The sequence below is a fragment of the Corynebacterium macclintockiae genome, assembly GCF_027570165.1.
Lineage (GTDB): Bacteria > Actinomycetota > Actinomycetes > Mycobacteriales > Mycobacteriaceae > Corynebacterium > Corynebacterium macclintockiae.
Genome location: NZ_JAKMUV010000001.1, coordinates 213,105 through 239,627 on the forward strand (window position 1 = coordinate 213,105; position 26,523 = coordinate 239,627).

The following is a 26,523-nucleotide window of genomic DNA, read 5'->3' on the forward strand; positions in this document are numbered from 1 at the left end:
GGTGAAAAATGGGATTCCTATCTAAATTGCTCGGCCTGCAACAAGCCAAGCCGAAGCCGCAGAAACGCGAACCTGCACGCAAAAATGGTAACTTCCTGAAACCATGGCCCGCCAAACCACAAACTAAGATTCTGGAGTTACCCGGCGGGTTCGACCGCACGCTCTATGTTTACGATGACTCACCTTTCTCCACCGCCAAACGCGGCGACACTATTCAGGTTGAATTCTTCCCTGGCGAAGCAACTCTGTTGAGTAAAAAGTCAGGGTCGGCGGTGGATACCCATAAAGACGCGGCGGTTTGCCTGCTCCACAAGGGCCGGCCAGTCGGCGTGGTTTTCGACTATCGGAACGACGTTCGGCTCGCTTACGACAAAGGAATCCGGCTTTTGGCTACCGCAACGGTCGGCCGCCAATTACCTGATTATGGCAATATCCGCGCTCTAACTCTTCACCTTCCAACCAGCCGAAGCACTACTAGACAATTAATTGAGAACTATGAGGTAAACAGCAAAGTTCCCAAGAGTGCACAAAGGATTCAATTTAACGAATGGGACGAGCAGGACTTCGAACAGCTCACTGGAAGAAGTAGTTGGGTCTTCGAAAATGCAAGATTGGAGTTTCTCCCTGTCCCCAAGGGATCATCCGCGAAGCCCCACATTCTTGCTTCCTCAGCGGAGGGGCGAAAGGTATTCCGTCTAACTGCACGTAACTCGGTCTACAAGGATGTAGCCTCAGCCATTGAATCCAGCGCAGAATTCCTGATTCTTGCTGAACGGCGAACTGCTGGAGATGGGCGAGTGGGCTACAACATCACACTCGCTCATTGGTAACAGGCTAGTTTTAAGTTTCCCTTCACCCTGACCAAGGGAGTTGGCCCCATATCCTTCACCACCCTCGCGTCACTTAGTGCCCAGCAACTCCCGGATGCTGACAACCGACCTCGACACCTTGCTCACGTCTCTGCCCTCGACGGTAGACGGCGGAGGATAGAGGGAAATGCCCTGTGACAGCGCCAACGGCGCCACCTCGTCTTGCCAGCCAGGCCAGCGCAGCCCCTCGAAAACCACCCCCAGTCCGCCGCCCAGCGCAGCCATAAGGAACGCCGAGTAGCCTCCACCGAGCCCGTCCCATGTGAGGGTGTCCGGCCCGAAGTAGCAGACTTCGCCGGGCGAGACACCCAGCGCGCCGCCGTCAATGGCGAATAGGCCACCGAGGACGTCATGTCCGACGATGAGCGCACCAGGCGGTGCCGAAACGGAGCCTCCCAGCCCGTTTGTTTCAGCGATGCTAGGCAGGCTCTCACTACCGCCGCCGTACAGACGAACCCAGCCGTGCTCCGCGACGATACCGCCGGTGTGCAGCGCGACGGCTCCCATCATCGACGCGGCAGTGACCTGCAACTCCCACAGCGAACGCTGCCCTTGCTCTGAGGCGACGGACAGCGCGATAGCCTCAGATTCAGCTAACGCCTTCTGAAGGTGGGGCCAGGCCGGATCGTCGACGGCGATGAGGCTTTCGGTGTCGCGCATTAGGGCTCCTTCGCTTGTGGTAGTCACATATCCAATTGGAGGGCGGCCTGTTCGTCGTCGACGATGCCCGTCAGGTAGTCGACCATTCCGAGCATGCCCATCTCCCAGTGAATAGCTTCTGACAGGTATTGCAACGGAATTCTAGAACAGAGTTCTCCTAAGCTCAGCGCAGTCGCGCCTGGGCGGATCGACCTTGTCCGTGGCGATCGCAGTTCTATGCCGAGGCAGCTTGGACCGGCTGAATCTGCTCAATCTCGGTGAGGATTTTATCCTCGGCCACATCCAAGTCGTACTGGGTCTGTAACCCGAGCCAGAACTGGGGGCTCATCCCGAAAAACTTCGCCAAACGAAGGGCCGTGTCCGCGGTAACAGCGCGCTTTCCATGAACGATCTCATTGATCCGACGAGGGGGAACGCCGATAGAAACAGCAAGCTTGTGCTGCGTAATCCCCATCTCCTTGAGAAAATCCTCCATGAGGATCTCGCCGGGGTGAACCGGAGGGAGCTTGTCAGTGGTAGTCAACGATCTCAACCTCCTCTGGCCCTGCGGCGGACCACCGAAAACAGATCCGCCACTGGTTGTTGATTCGAATACTGTGCTGACCCTGACGATCGTCTTTCAATGCCTCGAGACGGTTTCCCGGAGGAATCCGCAACTCTTGAAGGCTCTGTGCATAGCCAAGCTGGCGCAGTTTACGCAGCGCCACTGAGTGAATGCGGGGATCAATCGAGGGCACACGCTCTCGATTCCACAAACGCTCAGTGTCCTTGTTGGCGAACGACTGGATCATGCTTCACCCTATCCCCCATAACGCGAAGCGTCAATAACGCTACACGTTAAACTTGAACTCCACGACGTGTCGTTGCTAGATACACTTTACCCTATGGACATACAGTAGAAGCTGCTAGAGATTGAGTAGATACAAGAAGTAAAAAGCGATAGCTAGGATCGCAGTACAACCTTCGAGACCGCGACGACGGCTGCTACCGTAGGCCTCGTTGCCTAACTGACACCAACGCCGTGTCCACTACTCGGAGGACACCCCCAACATTAATGCTGCCCTGCCGGCAGACCAGGGCGGCCGTGTGAGTATCGGACAATAATGCGTAGTCCTCCAAGGGTCTGGACACAGGGGCTTTCCCCTTTCCTCAGTGGTGCGACCAGAGGGAGTAGAAGCATCCACCCCGGTGCACCCGCTGCGGTGACAACGACCCATCGCCCGCAGCAGGTGGCAATCGTCACGGTTATCCCTCTTTTTCAGATTCCTGTCCTCGGGATCAGAAAAAGACGGGGACCTGTCATAGGTCAGTGAGCATTTGCTGCATCTGGGCGATCTCGGCCTCCTGGTCGTTGATAATTTGTTCGGCCAGGGTGGTTGCATGGGGATTCTGGCCGTCAGCCACCTCGTCACGGTCCATGTCGACCGCACCTTCGTGGTGGGCGGTCATCCGCTCCAGGTAAAGGCGGGCGGCGCCGGTGCCCTGGGCTTCCTCAAGGGCTGTCATGTCCTCCTGGCTCATCATCCCGCTCATGCCACCCATCTCGCCGTGATCCATTCCACCTATCTCATCCATGGTCCCCATGCCCCAGAGTCGGTGACCGGCTGCTGGCCCCAGGCCTCGAGCATGGCGTTCATCCGGTCAATCTCCGGTCCCTGGGCGTCAATAACCCCCTGGGCAAACTCCACGACCTGGGCGGGGATGCCCTCCTTGGCCAGGAGCATCTCACTCATTTCCACGGCCTGCTTGTGATGGGGGATCATCATCTGGGCAAACATGATGTCCGCGTCGTTGTGATCGGCGGAGATCTCCCCGTCCTCCTCAGTCGCCGCCCTGGTGGTCTCGGTCGTCTCAGCGGTAGTCGTCACAGTGCTGGTGCCGAGGTGGTGGCGTCGGTGTTGCCTGAGTCGGTGGCCTCACCGCAGGCGGCCAGCGCCAGGATGGAGGCTACGGCGAGAGCGGAAAGAACAAGGGTGCGCTTTATGGTGGAGCCCTTTCAGGGTCATATGGGGTCAGTGGAGAGAAGTGATGGATCAGTGGACGGCGGTGGATTTCGGAATAGGCGTGGTGTGTTACTCCTTCGGACTGGTGGGAGCCAGGTGGGCCGGGTCCAGATCAATCCGGCGCAACAGCTGGGCGTTCAGGGCCACCACGATGGTCGAGGCAGACATCAAGATCGCGCCCACGGCCGGGGACAGCACGAACCCGATCGAGGCGAGCACTCCGGCGGCCAGCGGCACGGCAAGGATGTTGTAGCCAGAGGACCAGACCAGGTTCTGGATCATCTTGCGGTAGCTGGCCTGGGACAGCTCAATCATCGACAGCACTGCCCGCGGGTCATCACTGGCTAGGACCACCCCGGCAGATTCCATGGCCACATCCGTGCCGGCACCGATGGCGATACCGACCTCCGCGCGGGTCAGAGCGGGGGCGTCGTTGACACCGTCGCCGACCATGGCCACGCTCAGGCCACGCTCCTGTAACTGGGTGACCTTGGTGTCCTTGTCCTGGGGCAGGACCTCGGCGAAGACCTCATCGATCCCCAGGTCCTGGCCAACCGCCTGGGCCACCTGCTGCGCGTCACCGGTGATCATCGCGACTTTCACCCCGCGGTCCTGCAGGGCTTTCACGGCGGCGTGGGATTCGGGGCGGATCTTGTCCTCGACGGCCACCGCACCGATGATCTGACCGTCGCGGACAATATGGAGCACACCGGCCCCACGCCCGGTCCAGGCGCTGGTGGTGTCGGTGAGCTCGGCCGGGGTGGTGAGGTTGAACTCGCGCAGCATGTTCGGCCCGCCCACGAGGATCTCAGCGCCATCGACAGTGGCCCGGACCCCCCGGCCGGAAGCGGCGCTGAAACCAGTTGCACGGATTTGCCGACGGGAGGCCTCGGGATGGGCGGCCGCGGCCGCCACGATGGCGCGGGCCACGGGGTGCTCGCTGTCGGCCTCCGCGGCGGCGGCCAGGGCCAGCAGCTCGCCCTCGGTGACGCCGCCAGCTGCCGCGACACCGGTGACCGCGTGCGCTCCCTCGGTCAAGGTGCCGGTTTTGTCGAAGAGCATCACGTCGATGGTGCGCATCCGCTCGAGCGCCATCCGGTCCTTGATGAGCACTCCGGATTTCGCGGCCCGCTCGGTGGAGATCGCAATAACCAGCGGAATCGCCAGGCCCAGGGCGTGCGGGCAGGCGATGACCAGTACCGTGACCGTGCGCGCCACGGCATCGTCCGGGCTGCCGATGATGGTCCACACCACCGCGGTGATCAGAGCGGAGATCAGCGCGAACCAGAACAATAACGCCGCCGCCCGATCCGCCAGGGCCTGGGCCCGGGAGGAGGACTCCTGGGCGTCGGCAACCAAGCGTTGGATCCCGGCCAGGGCGGTGTCCCCGCCGGTAGCCTCCACCCGGATGCGGACGGTGTTGTCGGTGGCCACAGTACCGGCGACCACCTTGTCACCGGTGTCGCGGAAGACGGGACGGGATTCGCCGGTGATCATCGCCTCATCGAATTCGGCGGCTCCGTCGAGGATGGTTCCGTCGGCCGGCACCCGGGCACCGGCCCTCACCAGCACGACGTCGTCGACGGCCAGCTCGGAGATGGCCACGGTGCGGGTGGTCCCGTCGATGACTTTCTCGGCCTCATCCGGCAGCAGGGCAGCCAGCGCGTCAAGCGCGGAGGACGCGGCCCCGAGAGCGCGCATCTCCAGCCAATGGCCCAGCAGCATGATGGTCACCAGCAGAGCCAGCTCCCACCAGAAGTCCAGGTCAAAACCGCCCAGCCCCAGAGTGGTGACCCAGGAGGCGACAAACGCCACGGTGATGGCCATGGCGATCAGGAGCATCATCCCGGGTTGGCGGGATTTCAGTTCGTTCCATCCGCCCTTGAGGAAAGGCGTTCCGCCGTAGACGAAGATGATCGTGCCCAGCACCGGGGGGATCCAGGTGGATCCGGGGAATGCCGGGAGATGGTAGCCGAGCAGCTGGGCGACCATGGGGCTGAAAATAACGACGGGAATGGACAGAATCAGCGACCACCAGAAGCGTTCCCGAAACATTGCGGTGCTGTGTCCGGCGTGTTCGCCGTGACTATGAACGTGGTGGTCGTCGTCCATGGCGGAGTGCGGGTGATCGTGGGGCATCGCCTGGCCGTGGGTGTCGGCATCTGCGTGGTGTTCGTGGCTGGCATGATGCGGGTGGTGGGTGTGGTCTGTTTCCGGAGCGGGGTGATCACCATGGTGATCACCGGAATGGTGGGGAGTGCTCATGACGTTCCTTTCGCTCAACCCGGTCGGGGTCGAGATGATGGGTAAAACTGATCAGGATAAGACGGTGTAGCCGGCCTCTTCGATGGCCCGGCGAACCATCTCCGGAGGTACGACACCGGTGACCGTGACGGTAGAAACACCACCAGCAGCGAGATCAATCTGGACGTCGTCGACCTGGGGGAGGGCCTGAAGGGCCTGGGTCACGCTTTTCACGCAGTGCCCGCAGGTCAGGCCGGTGACCTGGTAGCTCGGGGAGGATCCTCCTGCTGACGAGTCGCTGGCGGCAGGGATGGAGGCGGTGTCGGCACGTGAGGCAGGTCCGCAACAGCTGCAGCCGTGGGAGTCCATCGGCAAGAGGCGGGGCGGGGAGGTGATCATAGGAAAGCTCCTTCGGTTCGGTGGGGTTCGGCGATGCCGCTCTCTAGCGTATACCCCCAGGGGGTATATTTTCAGCATACCCCCCGGGGGTATATTTTCAAGGGTGGAGGGCGCGGCCCTCACGCGGGGCAGGGTGTGGTCACCGAGCAGCCTCCTCACTGTCGGGAGGGGACAGCGGGAGGCGGAGGGCAAACACCGCTCCGCAACCGGGTCCGGGGGAGGTGGCTGTGAGAGTGCCGCCGTGGGCCTCGATCAATGCCTTGGAGATGGTCAGACCGATACCGGCCCCGGCGGCGTCCCGGCTGCGGGCGGCATCTCCCCGGTAGAAGCGTTCGAAGATGTGTCCGAGCTGGTCAGGTGGGATGCCCTCGCCGTCATCGGCGACGTGGATGAGCGCGGTGGACGCCCCCTGTCGGTGGACGCTAATCCGGACCTGCCCGCCGGCCGGGGTGTGCCGTAGCGCGTTCGACAGGAGATTGCTCATTACCTGGCCGAAGCGTTGCCGGTCCACGAGCACCCGGGCGGTTTCTGTAATGGTCTCGACCTGTAAATCGACGCCTTTGTCAGCATAAGCTTCCCCCGCGGCAGCAGCGGCGGTATGGAGCAGATCCCCGAGCCCTTCCTCCGCCAGGTCCAAATCGATCCGGTGTTCCTGGGCCCGGGAGACATCGTCGATGTCTTCCATCAACCGGGTCAGGCGGGTGAGTTGGTCAGCCATGATCGTGTGGGTGGCATTATTCCAGTCCACGACCCCGTCCTGGAGACCATCGAGGTAGACCGTGAGCACCGATAAGGGGGTGCCCATTTCGTGGGCCAGATCAGAGAGCATCTGGCGGCGGACCTGTTCGGTGTGTTCCAGCCGGTCGGCCATGGTGTTGAAGGCATGCGCCAGGGTGGTGACCTCGGGGCCTGCTTTTCCGGCGGGCACGCGGATACGGGAGTTGCCGGCCGTTAGGCTGGTAGCGGCGCGGGTGAGATCCTGCAGGGGGGTGCGCAGACGACGCGATAACCACAGGCTGGCCAGCAGGGCACTGATCAAGGCGGTGGGTAGGGCGACGGCCAGGGTGATCAGGTTGGCGCCCCGGTAGGCCTGCTCGGCATGGAACAGCTCCAGCGAAGGGTCCTCCCGGCCGGTCATCAACATATGATCGTGGAACAGGGTCGGGCCCACCATCGTGGCCACGGCCGCGGCCACCAGCAGGCTAATCACCACGACCAACACCTGGGCGGCCAGGAAGCGGAAGGTCAGGCCGGGTCCGTGATTCATGGCTGCCCCACCCGGTAGCCCACGCCACGCACGGTGTCGATAAACCCCCGGCCCTGGGTGTCGGTGCCGAGCTTGCGACGCAAGTTGCCGATGTGGACATCGACGATGCGTTCATCACCGACCCAGGTGGTGTCCCAGACCTCGGTGACCAGGTCGTGGCGGGTCAGCACCTGGCCGGGGCGCAGGGCCAGGGCAACCAGCAGCTCGAACTCCGTGCGGGTGAGCTCCACGGTCGTCTCCCCCACCCGTACCTCATGGGCGACGGGGTCAAGGATGAGGTCACCAACGATCAAGGGGGTGGTCACCTGCGGTGGGGTGGTGCTGGTGCGTGGACGGCGCAGCACCGCATGCACCCGGGTCACCAGTTCCCGGATGCTAAAAGGTTTGGTGATGTAGTCATCCGCCCCCAGGGTCAAACCGCTGATCTTGTCGTCCTCGCTGCCACGCGCGGTGAGCATGAGGATGTAGCAGTCCGAGAAGGTGCGGATCCGTCGGCACACCTCCAGGCCGTCGAGTTGGGGCAGTCCCAGATCCAGCACCACGACATCGGGGGAAAAGCGACGGGACTCGTCCACGGCCTGGGTGCCGGTGTGCGCCTGGCGGGTATCGAAGCCGGCCCGGATGAGGTAGGAGGCCACCATCTGAGCCAGGGGTTGTTCATCATCGACGACCAGCACCCGCCCCGGGGGCGTGGCGGTGGTCGGTGTGTGGTCAGCCATAGACCCCAGTATCGCTCCGGTCAGGGGGGAATACCATCCTCGCTCAGTGCCCGGCGGGGAATCTTCATCAAATCTTCAAACATCACCCTTCGACCGCCGTCACCCCTGTGCCCCGCCCCGGGCCGGCGGCATCGCCTCCCCTGGTCGGTTCAGCAGGCGCCACCAGGGATTTCACTGTCTGCACCGCATACCCGGGGCGGGTAGAAGGCCATAGCCCACGGCTGTGGGTGGTGTTCCGGTGGTGACCCAGCCCACCGAATTCACCCCCCTTTTCGCCCTGTTATAAGACTGTGAGCAGGGTTTTTGAATTCTAGTCCGTCAGGCACCCGTGCTAGATAAAGGTATGGCATCGACCTTGAGGCGGTGTCTTCTCATGGCCCAGCCACGATCCAAGGAGATTGACGTGAAACGAGCAGCGATCGCAGCCGCCGCCCTTGCCCTCGCCCTCACGGGGTGTTCGGCCGCCGACCCGGAACCCACCGCCGATGGGACGGTGTCCCAGGACACATTCCTGACTACCCATGGCCTGGCCGGCATGGACGCGGTGGAGATTATTGATCACCTCGACCGGCAGAAGGTCACTGAGCGTCCCACGGATCTGATCGCCTCAGTGCGTAACGATGAACTGCTGCTCTCGAGCGATGACCAGGAAGTCGTGGTTGATCTTCCCGACAATCAGACGTATGTCTCGATCGCACCCTATCTCACCTCCACCCACGACTGCTTCTACCACAGCCTCACGACCTGCCAGGGGGAACTCGACAATGAGGATATCCAGGTCACGATCACCGATGAGGCGACCGGTGAGGTGCTGGTGGACGAGGCGACAACCACCTTCGACAACGGGTTTGTCGGCTTCTGGCTTCCCGATGATGTCACCGGCCTGATTGAGGTCAGCTACCAGGGGCGTACCGGCACCACGGAGTTTTCCACCACCGACGACGGTGCCACCTGTGTCACAGACCTGCGCCTGACGTGATGGCTCAGCAGGATCCTCACCTGCGCCTGTCTCCCGTGTCACTGAAATCTTGCACCAAGAAAGGTTAAATCATGACGAACGCGTTTTCCCGACGACAGTTTCTGCTCGGCGGGCTCGTCCTCGCCGGCACCGGGGCCGTGGCCGCCTGCACCAGCGCCCCTGGACCCGCTGCCTCGGCACCAGGTTCCTCCCTTCGCCCCACCCCCACTGCGCTCGGTGAGCCGACGGTGCGCCGGACACTGACCGCCCGGCCCCTCTCCCTGGATATCGGCGGCATCGAAGCCAAGACGTGGGGATACGTCTCTGACACCGGGGATGCGGCCATTGAGGCCACTGCCGGCGACGTCCTCCAGGTCGATATCACTAACGAACTGCCTGAGAGCACCTCCATCCACTGGCATGGCATCGCACTCCACAACGCAGCCGACGGTGTGCCCGGCATGACCCAGGACCCCATTGAACCTGGCGCGTCTTTCTCCTATGTTTTTGAAGTCCCCCACGGTGGCACCTACTTCTACCATTCCCACACCGGCCTGCAGCTTGATCGCGGCCTCCACGCCCCACTGATCATCCGTGACCCGCAAGACGCTGAAGACCAGGACGTTGAGTGGACCATCGTGCTCGACGACTGGGTCGATGGCATTCAGGGCACTCCCGACGATGAGCTCGACAAGCTCACCGGAATGGGTTCGGGCGACCATAACGGGGGTATGGGAATGGGAGGTCACGGCCAGATGATGCACGGCACCCCGGACCGGGTACTGGGCGGGGATGTCGGCGATGTGATGTATCCGCACTACCTCATCAACGGACGTATCCCCCGTGCTCACCGGACCTTCGAGGCTCGCCCGGGCGACAAGGCCCGCCTGCGGTTTATCAACTCCGGCGGTGACACCATCTTCAAGGTGGCCCTCGGTGGTCACCGCATGACCGTCACCCACACCGACGGCTTCCCCGTCCAGCCCCGGGAGACCGAATCGATCTACCTGTCGATGGGCGAGCGTGTCGACGTCGAGGTCATCCTCGGCGACGGCATCTTCCCGCTCACGGCTTTGGCGGTGGGTAAGGACGACCGCGCCTTCGCCGTCATCCGCACCGCCGGCGGCCAGGCCCCCACCCCGATGTCGACTTCCCCGAGTTGTCGTCCACCGGACTGCTCCTGTCCTCCCTGAAGCCAGCAGACCGTGCACTCCTACCCGAGGACACACCAGACCGAGAAGTCAGCATCGACCTGGGCGGGCAGATGATGCCGTATGAATGGAGCATTCTCACCGACGGCCAATCCTCCTCCGCGACCGTGCAGGAGGGCCAGCGCCTGCGGATGGTCATGCGCAACAGGACCATGATGCCCCACCCCATGCACATCCACGGCCACACGTGGGCGCTGCCCGGCAGCGGCGGACTACGCAAGGACACCGTCCTTCTCCGCCACGGTGAAACCATGATCGCCGACCTGATCGCTGACAACCCCGGTGAGTGGGCATTTCACTGCCATAACGCCTATCACATGGAAACCGGGATGCTCAGCTCGCTTCGCTACGAGTAACCCCCACAGCAGGGTATCGAGCGAGATGCGAAGGTAAATGGCAGCACGTGTTGTTATACGACTAACACTAGCGCGCCTTAGGTTACGTTGAACTTGAACTCCACGGAGTGTCGGCGATAACTAACCATTTGATGCGCGCGTGCGGAATTAACAACGAAATACCGCTAAAACAGACAACATATGGGGTGCACAGAAACACATATAGGTTCTGCGGAAAACCTATAGGGCGCGTCGCTAAAAACCGCTGTGCGCGGAAAACATAAAGGGTTTACGGACCCGGTCCCAGACCCCTCAATACTCTGAGCCGGAAGAATGGAAAGTGGAAGGTTGATGTATCCCCGCTATTTATTTTTTCCGTTTTTCGGAGTACATCGGGAGCTACAACTGCGGACCAGCTCTGTGTGAACTAGATGAGAAGGCGCAGCAGCGAATCATCGACGCTGGACAGTTGGTGCTGCGGGCACGCGAGCGGCACCCCCGGCGGTCACTCGCGGAGCACTACAACCCGTTATCGATGGACCCAATTCTGCTCAAGGCTCACAACAACTTGGACCAGGAAGTCGATAAGGCTTTCGGTGCGGCACGCAAACTCACCAACGAGCGCCACCGCCAGGAGCTACTGTTCGCCAGCTACGGGGAGTTGGCGAGGGGCTATGTCTCCTCGCTTTCATCAAAATCGAAACCACCAGCAGGGTCGTTCCCCGTGCGGGTGATTTTGATCGGCCCGCTGCCGGGTGTAGAACCCTGTCGCTGGCAACGCCGGGAACTATGACTGTGCCCGACGAGAACACGTCACTGTCATAACGCGGCTCACGGTAGACGAGCATGGGTCGTTCACTACTACTGGTGGATTTCGGTTTTGGTGGTGGGGGGATTACCGCCGCCGGCCTCGTTTTTTCCGTTGAGGAGGGCGTTGACTACTTCCCGATTGTGAAATGGGCCGATGGCGCGGTGGAGAGAAACCAGTCACCTAGAAGAGATCGATCCAGTCGCTGGTGCGCAATCTGGGAGGTAGGGTTGCGGGGTCGATTCCTCGCGAGCGCAACCATGATTGTGTCTCTGAACGTGATGAAAACAACCCTGCCCTTCGGAGAATTTCCCCTATCCCGCGTCCCCGGGCGGTGAAAACGGTGTGCACCATCGCCTGAAAGGCTTTGCGCTGCTCTATCGGGATCTTCGGGTCACCCACCCGGCGGATCACTAAGATCCCCCCGTCAACGTTTGGCTGTGGCCGGAAAGCAGACCTTGGTACTCGGGAACCAAGGTGAAATGTGAACCATGGGGACCACTGAGCCGTCATCATTGTGCTTGCGCCTACCCCGGCCCGGCGGCGAGCGACTTCCCACTGCATGAGGAGTACAGCGTCAGTCCATGCCGGCGCATGCAACAACTTTCGAAGAATGGCAGTAGTGAGGTGAAAGGGAATGTTTCCCACAATGACGCAGGGAGTGGCGGGTAACGGGAAGTTAAGGAAATCATCATGGACCACTTCGACCGACGCCGAGGCGGTCTTTTTTGTGAGTTTGGCAGCTAGTTTTGCGTCTACCTCAACTGCCGTTATTGGCCTCCCCAAGCGGGATAGCGGGTGAGTGAGGGCACCGCTTCCTGGCCCGATCTCAATGATGGGGCCAGAGGATTGTTTTACAAGATCGACGATGGAGTTGATGATCTTGTGGTCTGTGAGAAAATTTTGGCCATGTTCGTGACGGCCGTATCCGTATGTAGACATCAGGTGTGCTCCGTGGAGTTGAAACGAAGCCGGGCATGGCAAATGGCCGCCCGGCTAAAGGACCGGAGCGGTTTCTAACCTGCGGGAGGGAGAAAACCGCCTTAGCGGCTGGTGAGCGGCCGCATGAAAACGGAACCTGAAATCAACATGGGCCTATCGTATCCAATTAATTTCGCAGGGTCCAATACGGTGAGAAAGAAGACAACCGCACCGCAACAGTGCAAGACCTCTCTGGATTGGAATTTGTCCTACTTTCGGCTCGTCGTACAGACGCCACTGGCGTATTTTGTCTCTGGGCAACGAGGGGGAGTTACCCCCACCTCCGGATGTTTTTAAGGTGCACCCCTGATTACGCTGTGGTGCGGGAGTAATTTTGTCCGACCGATCGGACTATCCACCGACGTGGGGCGGGTAGTTCGAGGTCCCAGCAGATGATCGCGTCGATTTCGCCGCGTTCAAAGGACGCCACCATGGCGTCGTAGTCGGGGCGAGCCACATTCTTCTTTGACGCGGAAATGGACTGATCGACGTAGTTATGTCCTATGTCCAACGTGCAAGCCACGCTGCTTTGCAATGGCTTCACAGTCCTGACGCTGCCGGTCGATGGTGAGGCCATCCACGTCAGCGTCTCGTGAGATACGAAGGTAAATAGGAGCGCGTGTTGTCAAACGCTATTAATAAGGCCCTTAGCTACACATTGAACTTAAACTCGACGGTATGTAGTTGCAAAGTTACTTTCTCGAGAACCTCGCCGCCCACGTCGCTCCCGCGTTGGGTGGCAGCCGAACCACAAAGGATCAGTCATCTGCTATCCCATCGACTAATTCTTGCAGGTCGCAGGACCTTCGCGTAACTGTCAGTTCAGCGCATTTTGAATAGTTCAGCACACGATGTATTGTTCAGCACATGCTGACCATTGTTTCACGCCTCGACGTCATGAACCGGCTCGGCCGGGCCATGGCGGATCCGACGCGCTCCAGAATCCTGATGACACTACTCGACGGCCCGAGCTACCCGGCCGTGCTTTCGCGCGACCTGGACCTGACCCGCTCGAACGTCTCGAACCACCTGACCTGCTTGCGTGACTGCGGCATCGTCGTCGCCGAGCCGGAGGGCCGCAAGACACGCTACGAAATCGCCGATCCGCACCTCGCGACAGCGCTCAACGCGCTAGTGAACGCGACGTTGGCTGTCGACGAAAACGCCCCGTGCATCGACCCTGAGTGCTCGGTGCCCGGCTGCGACGGAAAAGGAGCGGACGCATGAGTTCAGCATGTGGATGCGAACACGAACCAGCCACGGAGATCGAAGATCTCGATCGGCCATGGTGGAAGGACCCCGAGTTGCTACTGCCGATCTTCTCCGGCGTAGCCCTCTGCATAGGATTGGCACTGGGCTGGTCCGGGCTAGAGACACCCGCGACAGTACTGTTCTGGGTCGGCCTGCTGCTAGGGGCGTATACGTTCGCGCCCGGCGCTATCCGGAACCTTGCCACGAAGCGCAAGCTCGGCATTGGTTTGCTGATGACGATCAGCGCGGTCGGCGCGGTGATCCTCGGTTACGTCGGGGAGGCCGCGGCGTTAGCGTTCCTGTACTCGATCGCCGAGGCACTGGAAGACAAGGCGATGGACCGGGCCCAGGGCGGACTGCGGGCACTCTTGAAGCTGGTACCGCAAACCGCGACGGTGCTGCGCGACGGCACGGCGGTCGAGGTCGCCGCGAAGGACCTCGTGGCTGGCGAGCTGATGCTCGTGCGCCCCGGAGAGCGGATCGCCACGGATGGCATCATTCGGTCCGGGCGCTCCAGCCTTGACACCTCAGCGATCACCGGAGAATCCATTCCGGAGGAGGTAGCGCCCGGCGACGAGGTGCCCGCGGGAGCAATCAACTCCGCTGGCGTGCTGGAGGTCGAGACGACCGCAGCTGGAACGGACAACTCGCTGACCACACTCGTCGACCTCGTCGAGCAGGCGCAGGCGGAGAAGGGTGACCGCGCCCGGATCGCCGACCGGATTGCCCAACCCCTCGTGCCCGGAGTGATGATCCTGGCGGTGCTGGTCGGCGTGATCGGCTCGCTGCTGGGCAACCCCGAGACGTGGATCACCCGTGCGCTAGTGGTCCTGGTCGCGGCGTCGCCGTGCGCGCTGGCAATCTCCGTGCCGCTGACGGTCGTGGCCGCGATCGGCGCGGCCAGCCAGTTCGGCGTGGTCATCAAGTCCGGCGCGGCGTTCGAGCGACTCGGCGGCATCCGTCACCTAGCGGTGGACAAGACCGGAACCCTTACCCGCAACCAGCCCGAGGTTACCGGAGTGGTCCCGGCAGACGGATTCGATCCGGCGCAGGTGCTTGCCTTCGCGGCGGCAGTTGAGCAGCAATCGACGCACCCCCTCGCCGCGGCGATCGTGGCAGCGGAGCCCGAAGCGCCCACCGCCTTGGATATCAGCGAGGAAGCCGGACATGGCATCGGCGGCACTGTCGAAGGTCGACGGGTGCTGGTGGGCAGCCCCCGGTGGATCGACGCCGGGCCACTAAAGGCAGACGTTGAGCGCATGGAGTCCGAGGGCCAGACCTGCGTCCTTGTCACCGTCGATGACGCCCTCTCTGGGGCGATCGGGGTCCGCGACGAGCTGCGGCCCGAGGTGCCCGAAGCCGTGCAGACCCTGCACGCCAACGACGTGGAAGTGAGCATGCTCACCGGCGACAACACTCGCACCGCCCGGGCGCTGGCTGAAATCGCCGGAATCGACGACGTGCGCGCCGAGCTTCGCCCGGAGGACAAGGCAAGCATCGTCGCCGAACTCTCCTCCAAGACGCCGACGGCGATGATTGGCGACGGCATCAACGACGCTCCTGCGCTGGCGGGCGCGACGGTGGGCATAGCGATGGGAGCGACCGGCTCTGACGCCGCAATCGAGTCCGCTGACGTAGCCTTCACCGGCCACGACCTCCGACTGATCCCGCAGGCGCTGCAGCACGCCCGCCGAGGCAGCAGGATCATCAACCAAAACATCGTGCTGTCTCTGGCCATCATCATCGTGTTGATGCCACTGGCGATCAGTGGTGTGCTGGGCCTGGCCGCCGTCGTGTTGGTACACGAAGTCGCCGAAGTCATCGTGATCTTGAACGGCCTGCGGGCTGCACGAGCGAAACGCTGAGGCTGTGACCGGCAAGTCTTATAAGGGTTAAACCACGCGCCGAGCACACACACGTTGGACCAGGCGAGTCATTCGAGTTCACCACCTGGTCCTTCTCGATGCGTGCAGGCACGGAAACTGTGGGTGAACCTAATAGTTCAACGGCCCGATACCACTTGCAGATTCTTCACACGAGGTAGCGGAATGGACCGAGGCCGAACGAAAACCGGAGTTAGAGACAGCGCTCTTCAACCTCCCCCCCCCCCAAAAACGCGAAACGTCATTAACGCTCCGCGTTACACATTAAATTTGAATTCAACCACGTCGCCGTCGACCATCACATAGTCCTTACCCTCCTGGCGCACCTTGCCGTGGGCGCGAGCCTCCGCCATGGAACCGAGCTCGTCCAGGTCCTCAAAGGCCACGATCTCGGCCTTAATGAAGCCCTTCTCGAAGTCCGTGTGGATCACGCCGGCCGCCTGCGGGGCGGTATCACCCTGGTGGATCGTCCACGCACGAGCCTCCTTCGGCCCGGCGGTCAGGTAGGTCTGCAGGCCCAGCGTTGCGAACCCAGCCTTCGCCAGCGTCTGCAGCCCCGGCTCGGTCTGGCCGACAGATTCCAGCAGCTCAGCCGCTTCCTCGTCGTCCAGCTCCAGCAGGTCCGCCTCCGTCGCGGCGTCCAGGAACACACAGTCCGCCGGAGCCACCAGCTCGCGCAGCTCCGCCTTCTTGGCGTCATCGGTCAGCACAGACTCATCGGAGTTAAACACGTACAGGAACGGCTTGGCCGTCAGGAAGTGCAGGTCGCGTACGGTCGCCAGGTCGATCTCCCCCTGCGCCGCGGCGCTCGACAGCGTGCGGCTATCCTCCAGGATCGCCTGAGCCTTCTTAGCCCCCTCGACCTGCTCGGCCAGCTCCTTGTTCTTGCGCGCTTCCTTCTCCAGGCGCGGCAGAGCCTTCTCCACCGTCTGCAGGTCGGCCAGGATCAGCTCCGTCTCAATGACGGAAATGTCGCTGGCGGGGTCCACTCGACCGTCAACGTGGATCACGTTGTCGTCGGAGAACGCACGCACCACCTGGCAGATCGCGTCCGCCTCACGGATATTCGCCAGGAAGGCATTACCCATACCCTCGCCGTCGGAGGCGCCCTTCACGATGCCGGCAATGTCCACGAAGGAGACAGTCGCAGGCAGGATGCGCTCGGATTCAAAGATCTCGGCCAGTCGCGTCAGGCGTGGGTCCGGCAGCTCCACCAGCCCCACGTTGGGCTCGATGGTCGCGAACGGGTAGTTCGCAGCCAGAACATCGTTGCGGGTCAGGGCGTTAAACAGCGTGGACTTGCCCACGTTGGGCAGGCCGACGATTCCAAGAGTAAGAGTCACGTGCCCCATCCTATCGCCCGGCCGTCGCGCCCTCCAACGCGCCCTTATCGTTGTTGCTCTATTTATGCCTTTTTATTGATCTTTTTATGGACGCCCACCGCTGCCCACCGCCGCCCATTCCAGCACTCCCGCCCAGCCCCCTACCCATTTCCCCCACTCCGGGTAGTAAATCTGAACGAAAAATTGTGAAAACCCACTATTAGCACCCCCGCTGAGTCGTATAGTGATTGCACCTTAGAAAACCTTGAGGTTTCACCACCCCCGAAGCCTTGAAACCCCATCTCCTTCGCCCTCTTGAGCTGCCCGCGGGTTGCCTGCGAGAAAGATGCACCTCTTATGACTACCTCCGAAGCTAATCCCCGTCAGAGACGGGAAACTTTCAATACCCGCCTTGTATTCCTGATGGCCGCGATCGGTTCTGCGGTCGGCTTGGGCAATATTTGGCGTTTCCCCTACGCCGCATACGATAACGGTGGCGGCGCCTTCCTGATTCCCTACATGGTCGCTCTTCTCAGCGCGGGTATTCCGCTGCTCTGGTTCGACCTAGCTATGGGGCACCGCTTCCGTGGCTCCACTCCCCTAACCTTCCGCCGCACTGGCAAGTTTGCTGAGTCTATCGGCTGGCTCAAGGTTGGCGTCAACTTCTTCATCGCGGTGTATTACGCCGCCATCATCGCCTGGGCCGGCATCTACACCTGGAACTCCATCCCCAAGACCTGGGGCGACAACGCGGAAACATATTTCCTGGAGGAGTTCCTCAAGGTTGATTCCTCCTCCGCCTGGACCGGCGACGTCGTCCTCCCGATTCTGCTGGTCATGATCGCCGTGTGGGTGGCATGCATCTTCATCCTCGCCCGCGGCATTAACGAAGGCATCGGGCGAATCACGATGTTCTTCGTCCCTGTACTCATCGTGTTGTTCCTAGTGATGGTAGTGCGCGCACTGTTCCTCGAAGGCTCCGCGGATGGTCTCAACGCGTTCTTCACTCCGGACTGGAGCGTTTTGACCGATACCTCGGTGTGGATCGCCGCTTATGGCCAGATCTTCTTCTCCCTGTCCATCGGCTTCGGCATCATGATCACCTACGCCTCCTACCTGAAGCCACGCACCAACCTGACCGGCACGGGTATGGTTACTGCCTTCGCTAACTCTTCTTTCGAGGTGCTGGCCGGCATCGGCGTGTTCGCCACCTTGGGCTTCATGGCTGCCCAGTCTGGAACCTCTGTCGAGGAATCGGTCTCCGGCGGCATTGGCTTGGCCTTCATCGCTTTCCCGACAATCATCAACGAAATGCCGATGGGGTCCCTGTTCGGTGTGCTCTTCTTCGGCTCCTTGTTCCTGGCAGGTATCACCTCTCTGATCTCCATCATGGAGGTTGTGATCTCTGCGGTACGCGATAAGTTGAACCTTTCTCGCGAGGTTGCCTCCATCAGCGTCGGCGGCCTCATGGCTGTCGTGTCCTGCCTGCTCTTTTCCACCACGTCCGGAATGATCACCCTGGACATCATGGATAAGTTCACCAACAACCTGGGCATCGTTATCTGTGCGATCGCCGCGGTGCTGACCATTGGCTGGATCCAGGGGCGCCGCAACGAGATCGCGCAGCACATCAACGCCGTATCGGAGCTGCGTCTGGGTATCGTCTGGCAGGCTTGCGTGTTCGCAATCACCCCTGCGGTGCTGCTCTACTTCCTGGTCGAGGAAGTCCGCACCCTCATCAGCGAAGGCTACGAGGGCTATGAATCAGGAACAATCTTCGCCTTCGGCTGGTTGGTGCTGATCATCATCGGTGTCGGCGCAGTTCTGTGGAGCCTCCTGCCCTTCCGCGGTAACCAGATCCTCGATGGTCTGCCGAGCTCGGACTACGGCGTACCTCCGAAGGGCCGCCCGAGTGGTGTGCCAAACCCTTTATCGACGCCCACCTCAGCCCCCACCGCTGACGAAGGAAAGGAACTGTCATGACCGGCCCCGCTATCCTCCTGATGGCTTTGTTCATTCTTGTGATCTGGGGCGGGCTTGTAGCCGCGGTCCTCATGCTCGCTAAGACTGATGACAACACCACTGGCGAGTTGGGTTCTGCACCCGGCACGGACAACGAATCGCTATTGGCGGAAAGCGCGTCCACCATCGCCCGATAACATGCCCCGGGAGGGCATAATTAACTCCCGTTTTGGACCTGCGTGAGGCAGAATGGGGAGAATGAACTCCCAGAACCCCCACGACAGGTCCTTTCCTGACAAGGATGGCCGTGATTTCGCAGACTTTATCGCGGGTTCCCACCGTATGGATACCGAAAACATCCCTATCCCGGGTGACGATAAAGATGAAGAGCGACTAGGTCATGGCCAGTTCGCCAACGAACCCGAAGCTGCCAGGCATCCGACGGTCAGCCCCGATTCTCCCGAAGCCAAGCTGGTCGAAGCCAAGCGGGCAGAGACCGCACCTACTGTGGAGGAAAAGGGCGATTCTTTCGTCCAGAATCGCAACAGCGCCCGCGCAACGACCGGCATGGAAAAGCCCCTCGCAAAGGATCACGAACCGAACGGCGAGGCTGAAACCGACGATTACCCGGGTCTGAGTTCTCGCGCGGCGAAGGCCAAGAAGAAGGCCAATAAATCCTCCAAAAAGTCGGCCATCGACGAGGAACTGAACCCCGAGTTGCGTGACCGCGCCGAGGTTATTGGCACCACAGGTCGCTGGCTTGCGGGCTGGTGCCTGCGCTTCATCATCATTGCCGCCGCGCTCTACCTGGGATTCCAGGTGTTCGGCAAGCTGTGGGCGGGCATCCTGCCGGTCTGCCTGTCGGTGATTGTGTGTACCGTTCTGTGGCCGGTCGTTCGCCTGCTCCGCAAGGCAAAGGTTCCCAACAGCCTGGCAGTGCTCATCACAATTTTGGGCTTCTTCGCCCTCATCATCGGCACCTTTGCCGCTATCGCGCCGAGCGCCGTGGATCAGGGCAAGACGATCGTCAACCAGGCCAGCGACGGTATCGGCCGTATCCAGGACTGGCTGCAGGGCCCACCTGTGAACCTGCAGGAAAGCCAGTTCAACGACGGAGTTCAGCAGATCACCGATTGGCTGCAGAATAAGTCCGGCGATATTGCGACAAGCATCGCTGCCTTCGGTACTGAGACCGCTTCCCTGCTGGTCACCATGTTCGTCATGTTGGTGCTGACCTTCTTCTTCCTGAAGGACGGCGAGAACTTCCTGCCGATGCTGCGCCGCGTCACCGGTCGCCGTGTCGGCTGGCACCTCACTGAGGTTCTGACCCGCTGCTGGAACACCCTGGGCGGCTTCATCCGCACCCAGGCCATCGTCTCCGCCATCGATGCCGTCTTCATCGGCCTTGGCCTGGTACTGCTAAACGTGCCCCTGGCCGGCCCTCTGGCCATCCTGACCTTCTTCGGCGGATTCATCCCCATGGTCGGCGCGTTCGTCGCGGGCGCCCTGTCCGTCTTGATCGCACTGGTGGCAGTGGACTTCAACACCGCCGTCATGGCGCTGCTGCTGGTCATCGCTGTCCAGCAGCTGGAAGGCAATATTCTGCAGCCGGTGCTGCAGTCCCGCGCCATGAACGTCCACCCGGTCATCATCCTTCTATCCGTCACCCTGGGTTCCACTTTGTTCGGCATCATCGGCGCCTTCCTTGCTGTGCCTTGCGCAGCGATGATCGCCGTTATCCTGCGCTACATGGGCGACCTAACGGATCTGGCCACTGGCGAAAAGACGTCGCGGGATATCGAATTCGCCACCACAGCCGGTTCCCTGACCGGCGAGCAGTCGGAACGTGCAGCTCAGCGCTGGCAGGAACTGCGCAAGGCCATGATGCTAAACAACTCTCAGTCGGAGGGCCACACCGCCGAGGGAGCGAAAGAAAACACCACCAAGGCCACGTCCAGCGCCCCCGCTGAAGAGACTGCCGACGGGGACGAAGGGGCGTCATTCCCCCGCGAAGCGGCGACGAACATCCGCGGTAAGATGCAGTCGATCCTCAAGTCCTTCCGTGGCAATAACGAGTAACTCACAGCAACGAAGTAGCATTACCCCGTGACCGAAAGCAGTCGAACGAGAAGCAGTAGCCGCACCAGAGCCACGCTGCGGGGCGATAGTCGCTCCGCGCGACGTGTCGGCGGGAGCCGTGGGGGCGCCGATCTGATCTCCGGCGAAACTCCATCCCATTGGTTCCCCGTCTGGGCGCCCGTGCTTGTCATGCTCGCGGTGATTTTCACCGGCCTGGTTCTGGCGAAGGGCGATACGACTATCCCCACCAGTTTCTTTGCGCTGTTCGCGGTAGCGATGATTGTCTCGACGATCTTCGTGGAGCCGCGCGGATTGTTCCTTTCGGTAGCTTCTTACCCGCTGTACTTCCTGTTTGGATCGCTGCTCATTGGCTGGTTCAGCTCCGGTGCCGCAACGATAGCGAGCCGGAAAACGAAGGTCATTACCTCGATCTACCCCGCCATCGAGCACTTTCTGTGGCTGCTGTTCCCCTTCCTCATTGCGGTGATCATTGCTGTGTTCCGCTGGTGGAACTACCGCGAATCCCTCACGCGCCAGGCCGCGCGGCTAGAAATGCAGCGCCGCCGCCGTAGCGAATCCGACCGCAGCAACGTGGAGGCTTATGGTCGTGCGAAGCAGCGTTCGCAGGCGCGCAGCCAGGTGTACAGGGATTCTCGCGATGATACTGACGCCTACCGCGGTGAACCGTCCCGCGGTTCAACAAGCCGTGCTTCTGAGTCGCGTGGCGATACGGCGCGCCATAGTGAAAGCCGTGGCGCTGACACTCGCCGCACTGAGCCTCGGAGCACTGAGCCTCGGAGCACTGAATCTCGAAGCCCCGTGACGCGAAGCTCCGAGCAGCTTCGCAACAGTGCGCAGCGGCGCCGCGTGCCTTTCCCTGAGCGTCGGGTATCCCCCAGGCACTTCCTCGACGACGAGCGGGACTAGCGAAACATCCCGCCGCGCTGCTTACTGCAGTTTTAATGCAGCTTTTTGGGATGTATTTCTGCGTTATTTCTGCGTGCGGTTATTTCTGCGTGCGCGCCGGGCGCAGCTCGCGCGGCAGGGAGAAGATCAGGTCTTCCGTCGCCGTGGTGACTTCCTCGACCTCACCGAATCCCTTTTCCGCCAGTAGCTCCAGAACACCGCGGACGAGGATCTCCGGCACGGAAGCGCCCGAGGTCACCCCGACGCTAGTCACGCCCTCGAGCCAGGCCGGGTCAACCTGCTCTGCATAATCAACCAGGTGAGCGTCCTGCGCACCGTGCTGCAAAGCAACCTCAACCAACCGCTTGGAATTAGAGGAGTTCTGGGAACCCACCACGATCATCTGCTCCACCTTCGGCGCAATCGCCTTCACCGCTACCTGGCGATTCTGGGTGGCGTAGCAAATATCGTCAGACGGCGGATCCTGGATGTGGGGGAACTTCTCGCGCAGCAGCTTGACGGTCGACATCGTCTCATCAACGCTCAGCGTGGTCTGGGATAGCCAGACAAGCTTCGTGTCCTCTGGGAACTCCAGCGCGTTAACATCTGCCTCGCCATCGACCAGGTGGACAATATCCGGAGCTTCGCCGGCGGTGCCCTCGACCTCTTCGTGGCCGTGGTGGCCGATCAAAACGATCTGGTACCCCTGCTTGGCGAAACGCTTCACCTCGTGGTGAACCTTGGTGACCAGCGGACACGTGGCGTCGAAAGTCTTCAGCTCCAGTTGGCGAGCTTCCTCGTGCACAGCGGGCGATACACCGTGAGCAGAGAACACAACGTTGGAACCGTGAGGGATCTCCGTGGTCTCGTCGACGAAGATCACACCGCGATCCTCGAAAGTCTTCACCACGTGCTTGTTGTGCACGATCTCCTTGCGCACGTACAGCGGCGCACCGTGCTTCTCCAGAGCCTTCTCGACCGTTTCGACGGCGCGGTCGACACCCGCGCAATAACCACGCGGAGCAGCAAGGTAGACCTTTTTTGCTGCGCTGGCGATTGCGGTGGCATCAGCACCGGAATGTGCGTCGGTGGCTGGCTGAACGGTTGTCTCAGTAGTAGAGGCAGTCATGTGCCCCATCGTAATGGAAGTACCTTGCACTTCCCATCCCCGGTGTCCGAGCCGTCTTTTAGAATGCAGAACTATGAGCGTTGCTAATTCTGCAGAGGCCCCTTGGGCGGTCGGGCAGCTGAACGACCAGGTTAAAAACTGGATCCAGAAACTGGGGTTCATTTGGGTCGAAGGTCAGGTCACCCAGGTCAATATGAAAAGTTCCTGGCGGTTTTCCTACATCACGCTGCGGGATGTGAACATTGAGGCGTCGGTCTCCCTGACAGTGGAAACCAGTGCGCTCACGAACCTGCCCTCCCCGGTCAAGGACGGCGATCGGATCGTTGTCCACGGCAAGCCGTCGTTCTATTCCAAGCGGGGCAGCTTTTCCCTGTGGGTCACCGAGATTCGCCAGGTGGGCATCGGGCAGCTGCTGGCCCAGATTGAGCAGCTGAAAAAGGCAATGTTCGCCGAGGGCATCTTCGATCCACGGCTGAAAACCCCGCTGCCGTTCCTTCCGACTACCGTCGGGCTGATTACGGGGCGCGCATCGGCGGCGGAGCGCGACGTCATGGAGGTTGCCAAGCGGCGCTGGCCCGCGGTGCGCTTCCGCACCATCAACACGGCAGTGCAGGGGCCGAAAACCGTGCCACAAGTGGTTGCCGCGTTGCAGGAGTTGGAGAATGACCCCACGGTGGACGTCATCATCGTTGCCCGTGGTGGCGGTTCGGTGGAGGACCTACTGCCGTTCTCCGAGGAATCTCTGGTGCGCGAGGTCTCCCGCATGCGCACACCTGTGGTCTCCGCTATCGGCCACGAGCCGGACAATCCGCTGCTGGATTACGTGGCCGATGTGCGCGCAGCCACCCCCACCGACGCGGCGAAGACGGTGGTGCCGGATGTCGTGCAAGAGCTGCGGATAGTCAGCGAGGCTCGCCAGCGAAGTGCCGGCGCGCTGCGCAACTGGGTGGCTCACGAGCGCAAAGGGCTCGCTCAGCTCCGCACCCGCCCCGTCATGGCTGATCCGAGTCTGCCGGTCACGCACCAGAAAGACATCATTGCGGAGGCATTGCAGCGCAAGGATCGTGCACTAGGGGTTCACGTGCGCTCGCTGCGCTCCTCCATTGAATCCCTGAAAGCTCAGGTCAACGCCCTGGGGCCTTCGCAGACGCTCGCCCGCGGATACTCTATCGTGCAGGTAATTCCGCGGGATAAGTCCGGGGCGCAGGTGGTGACAACCGTGGATCAAGTCAATCCCGGTTCGCAGCTGCGGATCCGTGTCCCCGACGGGTCCATCACGGCCGCGGCGATGGGTGTGCAGGCTGCGCCTGGGGGGCGTCATGAATAAAAACGGCACAGACAACAACACAGACAACAGCAATACAGAAACAGACACAGAAAAGGCATAGAACAATGGCACAGAACGGCACCGCAGCAAACGGCACAGAACAGCAGAAGTTCCGCCCGCTAGAGCAGCTCAGCTACGAGCAGGCGCGGGACGAGCTCATCGAAGTGGTGAGGATCCTCGAGCTCGGGCAGATGAGCCTCGACGAGTCGCTGAACTACTGGGAACGCGGTGAGGAACTGGCCGCGTACTGCGAGGACTATCTCAACGGCGCATCCAAGCGCATCGAGCAGGCGCTGCAGCAGCGCGAGGCGCGCAACGCTGAAACCGACGGCGAGGGCTAGTTCACCGTCGAGCCAGTTGTTCGCCTATTTCTTGACGCCACCGTCTGCGGCCTGGCTGGCCGTCGCGCCAACATCGATCGGGTCGGTCTGGGCGACCCTCTCCGCAGCCGTGCGGGTCTGCTCAGGTGTGGCCATCGCCTCGAGGATCAGGCGCACGTCACCCAGATCGGCCACCCACAGAGGGCGGGCATCGTCGCCGGTGAAGACGTGCCACTCGACGTCCCCGGTGGTTTCGGTTCCCGTTTCCTCTCGCACCTCATCATCGGGCTGGGTCGCGACCTTGTAGTCCGCGCCCGTCTGAGTTAGGGAAATGTAGTTCTCCCCGTCGATCACCCAGCCGACCAGGCTCGACGGCTCCTTGCCGACCGACACACGACGGACGGAGTTCGCTACCCAGTTATCCGGCATGTCTGGGTTGCGGATGGGGAAGCTGAGGCTGCGGGCGTCCATCTGCAGCACCGAGTCCGCATCGACCTCCTGCACCGGACCGGAACGATCCGCCTCACCCGGTTTAAAAGAGCACAGTCCCGTGAACCCAACCGTCAGGAACGTAGCAAACAACAACACCACCAAGGACAACACGATGTCCTTGGTGGATTGAAACGCGCGGGGCTTTTGAATCTGCACGCCCGCCATTATCGCATTGCCCCCGCTTACACGGCCAAATTAACCCTGGGTAGGGCTAGCCAACACCACACAAAGCGCAGGCTAAAGCAACGCTCGGAGGAAATAGGGCACAATAGAAGAGGAATAGAAACGATTACCTATCAGCAATAGAAAAGAGCTGGAAGATCATGTCGACTGAAGCGCACACCCCTGCTGTTTCCCCCAATCCGGATGCCCCAGACCGCAACCTGGCCATGGAACTGGTTCGCGTGACCGAAGCCGCCGCACTGGCCTCCGGAAAGTGGGTCGGACGTGGCCAGAAGGAGTCCGGCGACGGCGCCGCTGTGGATGCAATGCGCCAGATGATCAACTCCGTGGAGATGGACGGCGTTGTTGTGATCGGCGAGGGCGAAAAGGACGAAGCCCCCATGCTGTTCAACGGTGAGCACGTGGGCACCGGCAACGGCCCGGCAGTAGATATCGCCGTCGACCCGGTGGACGGCACCACCCTGATGGCAGAGGGCCGCCCGAACGCGATCTCCGTCATCGCCGCGGCCGAGCGCGGGTCCATGTACGATCCGTCCGCCGTGTTCTACATGAAGAAGATCGCCGTCGGCCCGGAGGCCGTGGGCAAGGTCGACATCGACGCTCCTGTCGCCGACAACATCAAGGCCGTAGCCAAGGCCAAGGGCACCGTGCCGGGCGACATCACCGTCGTCGTGCTGGACCGTCCGCGCCACGAAGACCTGATCCGCGAGATCCGCGAGGCCGGCGCGAAGGTCCGCCTGATCGGCGACGGCGACGTGGCCGGCGCAGTGGCCACCGCGCAGGATAACGCCACCAACTCCGTGGACATCATGATGGGCATCGGCGGCACCCCGGAGGGCGTTATCGCCGCCGCCGCCATGAAGTGCATGGGCGGCGAAATCCAGGGCAAGCTGTGGCCGAAGGACGAGGCCGAGCGCCAGAAGGCTCTGGACGCTGGCCACGACCTGGACCGTGTGCTGACCACCAACGATCTGGTGAACTCCGAGCACTGCTACTTCGTCGCCACCGGCGTGACCAACGGCGACATGGTGCGTGGTGTGTCCTACCACCAGAACTCCGCTACCACCCGCTCCCTGGTCATGCGCTCTCGCTCCGGCACGATCCGCTTCATCGAGTCGCAGCACCAGCTGGCGAAGCTGCAGTCCTACTCCGTGCTGGATTACACCCGTAACTAGCTCTTTTATGGACGCCCCCACGCCCCCACCGCGCAGCAGG

At 61.6% G+C, this 26,523-nt stretch carries 23 protein-coding genes and 3 pseudogenes; 13 read left to right on the forward strand and 13 right to left on the reverse strand.

Translation table 11 applies throughout. The annotated features are described in order from the left end of the window. Positions 1 to 8 precede the first annotated feature (8 nt). On the forward strand, positions 9 to 830 hold the full coding sequence (locus L8U58_RS00890; RefSeq protein WP_034979313.1) for a hypothetical protein: 822 nt from the start codon (positions 9 to 11) through the stop codon (positions 828 to 830). Between the two features lie 69 nt (positions 831 to 899). Here the strand turns inward: L8U58_RS00890 and L8U58_RS00895 are convergent, their stop codons facing one another. The 8 genes and pseudogenes from L8U58_RS00895 to L8U58_RS00935 all read right to left on the reverse strand — a co-directional run bounded on the left by L8U58_RS00895 (position 900) and on the right by L8U58_RS00935 (position 8,161). Next, positions 900 to 1,556, reverse strand: coding sequence for a DUF2625 family protein (locus tag L8U58_RS00895; RefSeq protein WP_141747078.1), 657 nt, complete (start codon positions 1,554 to 1,556; stop codon positions 900 to 902). Between the two features lie 187 nt (positions 1,557 to 1,743). Further along, on the reverse strand, positions 1,744 to 2,004 hold the full coding sequence (locus L8U58_RS00900; protein ID WP_051873987.1) for a HigA family addiction module antitoxin: 261 nt from the start codon (positions 2,002 to 2,004) through the stop codon (positions 1,744 to 1,746). Positions 2,005 to 2,038: 34 nt separating this feature from the next. Beyond that, complete coding sequence (locus tag L8U58_RS00905; protein WP_034973762.1) at positions 2,039 to 2,320, reverse strand: type II toxin-antitoxin system RelE/ParE family toxin; 282 nt, start codon at positions 2,318 to 2,320, stop codon at positions 2,039 to 2,041. A gap of 508 nt (positions 2,321 to 2,828) precedes the next feature. After that, positions 2,829 to 3,513, reverse strand: a pseudogene (locus L8U58_RS10200) (DUF305 domain-containing protein). An 88-nt stretch (positions 3,514 to 3,601) separates the two neighbouring features. After that, entirely contained in the window at positions 3,602 to 5,797 is a 2,196-nt protein-coding gene (locus tag L8U58_RS00920; RefSeq protein WP_051873973.1) for a copper-translocating P-type ATPase, read from the reverse strand. A 51-nt stretch (positions 5,798 to 5,848) separates the two neighbouring features. Beyond that, complete coding sequence (locus tag L8U58_RS00925; protein ID WP_034973767.1) at positions 5,849 to 6,175, reverse strand: heavy-metal-associated domain-containing protein; 327 nt, start codon at positions 6,173 to 6,175, stop codon at positions 5,849 to 5,851. Between the two features lie 139 nt (positions 6,176 to 6,314). Beyond that, the gene (locus L8U58_RS00930; RefSeq protein WP_034978281.1) at positions 6,315 to 7,442 is read right to left on the reverse strand and encodes a sensor histidine kinase; all 1,128 of its coding nucleotides are present in this window, start codon (positions 7,440 to 7,442) and stop codon (positions 6,315 to 6,317) included. Next, the gene (locus L8U58_RS00935; protein WP_155269925.1) at positions 7,439 to 8,161 is read right to left on the reverse strand and encodes a response regulator transcription factor; all 723 of its coding nucleotides are present in this window, start codon (positions 8,159 to 8,161) and stop codon (positions 7,439 to 7,441) included. Before L8U58_RS00935 ends, L8U58_RS00930 begins: the two co-directional genes overlap by 4 nt. A gap of 403 nt (positions 8,162 to 8,564) precedes the next feature. Here L8U58_RS00935 and L8U58_RS00940 point away from each other — a divergent pair, with 403 nt between their 5' ends. The 3 genes and pseudogenes from L8U58_RS00940 to L8U58_RS10205 all read left to right on the forward strand — a co-directional run bounded on the left by L8U58_RS00940 (position 8,565) and on the right by L8U58_RS10205 (position 11,458). Continuing rightward, positions 8,565 to 9,140, forward strand: a complete 576-nt coding sequence (locus L8U58_RS00940) for a CueP family metal-binding protein (protein WP_034979744.1) — start codon at positions 8,565 to 8,567, stop codon at positions 9,138 to 9,140. 71 nt (positions 9,141 to 9,211) lie between these two features. Continuing rightward, a pseudogene (locus L8U58_RS00945) lies at positions 9,212 to 10,686 on the forward strand (multicopper oxidase family protein). Positions 10,687 to 11,083: 397 nt separating this feature from the next. Then, a complete protein-coding gene (locus L8U58_RS10205) occupies positions 11,084 to 11,458 on the forward strand; it encodes a type IIL restriction-modification enzyme MmeI (RefSeq protein ID WP_332253768.1) in 375 nt (124 codons plus the stop codon). 102 nt (positions 11,459 to 11,560) lie between these two features. Here the strand turns inward: L8U58_RS10205 and erm are convergent. Both erm and L8U58_RS00955 read right to left on the reverse strand, forming a co-directional pair. After that, positions 11,561 to 12,415: pseudogene (gene erm / locus L8U58_RS00950) on the reverse strand (23S ribosomal RNA methyltransferase Erm). 349 nt (positions 12,416 to 12,764) lie between these two features. Next, on the reverse strand, positions 12,765 to 12,998 hold the full coding sequence (locus tag L8U58_RS00955; RefSeq protein ID WP_230580688.1) for a recombinase family protein: 234 nt from the start codon (positions 12,996 to 12,998) through the stop codon (positions 12,765 to 12,767). A gap of 323 nt (positions 12,999 to 13,321) precedes the next feature. Here L8U58_RS00955 and cmtR point away from each other — a divergent pair, with 323 nt between their 5' ends. Next, a complete protein-coding gene (gene cmtR, locus L8U58_RS00960) occupies positions 13,322 to 13,681 on the forward strand; it encodes a Cd(II)/Pb(II)-sensing metalloregulatory transcriptional regulator CmtR (RefSeq protein WP_034973773.1) in 360 nt (119 codons plus the stop codon). After that, on the forward strand, positions 13,678 to 15,570 hold the full coding sequence (locus L8U58_RS00965) for a heavy metal translocating P-type ATPase (RefSeq protein ID WP_269954489.1): 1,893 nt from the start codon (positions 13,678 to 13,680) through the stop codon (positions 15,568 to 15,570). The genes cmtR and L8U58_RS00965 overlap by 4 nt, the downstream gene beginning before the upstream one ends. 275 nt (positions 15,571 to 15,845) lie before the next feature. On the opposite strand, the gene ychF is transcribed toward L8U58_RS00965, so the two are convergent. After that, positions 15,846 to 16,931 (reverse strand): redox-regulated ATPase YchF, encoded by a 1,086-nt coding sequence (gene ychF, locus L8U58_RS00970; protein ID WP_269954490.1) that lies wholly within the window; start codon positions 16,929 to 16,931, stop codon positions 15,846 to 15,848. 336 nt (positions 16,932 to 17,267) lie between these two features. On the opposite strand from ychF, the gene L8U58_RS00975 reads away from it, so the two are divergent. From L8U58_RS00975 to L8U58_RS00990, 4 genes are all read left to right on the forward strand, one after another. After that, positions 17,268 to 18,893 (forward strand): sodium-dependent transporter, encoded by a 1,626-nt coding sequence (locus L8U58_RS00975; RefSeq protein WP_034979342.1) that lies wholly within the window; start codon positions 17,268 to 17,270, stop codon positions 18,891 to 18,893. Further along, positions 18,890 to 19,069, forward strand: a complete 180-nt coding sequence (metS, locus tag L8U58_RS00980) for a methionine/alanine import NSS transporter subunit MetS (RefSeq protein ID WP_034970938.1) — start codon at positions 18,890 to 18,892, stop codon at positions 19,067 to 19,069. Before L8U58_RS00975 ends, metS begins: the two co-directional genes overlap by 4 nt. A 61-nt stretch (positions 19,070 to 19,130) precedes the next feature. Continuing rightward, positions 19,131 to 20,951 carry an AI-2E family transporter gene (locus L8U58_RS00985; RefSeq protein ID WP_034978263.1) on the forward strand — a complete coding sequence of 607 codons (1,821 nt, stop codon included), beginning with the start codon at positions 19,131 to 19,133 and terminating at the stop codon, positions 20,949 to 20,951. A 189-nt stretch (positions 20,952 to 21,140) separates the two neighbouring features. Then, complete coding sequence (locus tag L8U58_RS00990; protein WP_269954548.1) at positions 21,141 to 21,878, forward strand: DUF6542 domain-containing protein; 738 nt, start codon at positions 21,141 to 21,143, stop codon at positions 21,876 to 21,878. A 79-nt stretch (positions 21,879 to 21,957) separates the two neighbouring features. Here L8U58_RS00990 and L8U58_RS00995 read toward each other — a convergent pair whose 3' ends face one another. Further along, complete coding sequence (locus L8U58_RS00995) at positions 21,958 to 22,995, reverse strand: 4-hydroxy-3-methylbut-2-enyl diphosphate reductase (protein WP_269954491.1); 1,038 nt, start codon at positions 22,993 to 22,995, stop codon at positions 21,958 to 21,960. A gap of 64 nt (positions 22,996 to 23,059) precedes the next feature. On the opposite strand from L8U58_RS00995, the gene xseA reads away from it, so the two are divergent. Next, complete coding sequence (gene xseA, locus L8U58_RS01000; protein ID WP_269954492.1) at positions 23,060 to 24,313, forward strand: exodeoxyribonuclease VII large subunit; 1,254 nt, start codon at positions 23,060 to 23,062, stop codon at positions 24,311 to 24,313. A 65-nt stretch (positions 24,314 to 24,378) separates the two neighbouring features. Further along, positions 24,379 to 24,654, forward strand: a complete 276-nt coding sequence (locus tag L8U58_RS01005) for an exodeoxyribonuclease VII small subunit (protein WP_269954493.1) — start codon at positions 24,379 to 24,381, stop codon at positions 24,652 to 24,654. Positions 24,655 to 24,678: 24 nt separating this feature from the next. On the opposite strand, the gene L8U58_RS01010 is transcribed toward L8U58_RS01005, so the two are convergent. Next, on the reverse strand, positions 24,679 to 25,290 hold the full coding sequence (locus tag L8U58_RS01010; protein ID WP_269954494.1) for a DUF4245 domain-containing protein: 612 nt from the start codon (positions 25,288 to 25,290) through the stop codon (positions 24,679 to 24,681). Positions 25,291 to 25,448: 158 nt separating this feature from the next. Here L8U58_RS01010 and glpX point away from each other — a divergent pair, with 158 nt between their 5' ends. After that, positions 25,449 to 26,483, forward strand: coding sequence for a class II fructose-bisphosphatase (gene glpX, locus L8U58_RS01015; protein WP_034970944.1), 1,035 nt, complete (start codon positions 25,449 to 25,451; stop codon positions 26,481 to 26,483). Positions 26,484 to 26,523 lie beyond the last annotated feature (40 nt).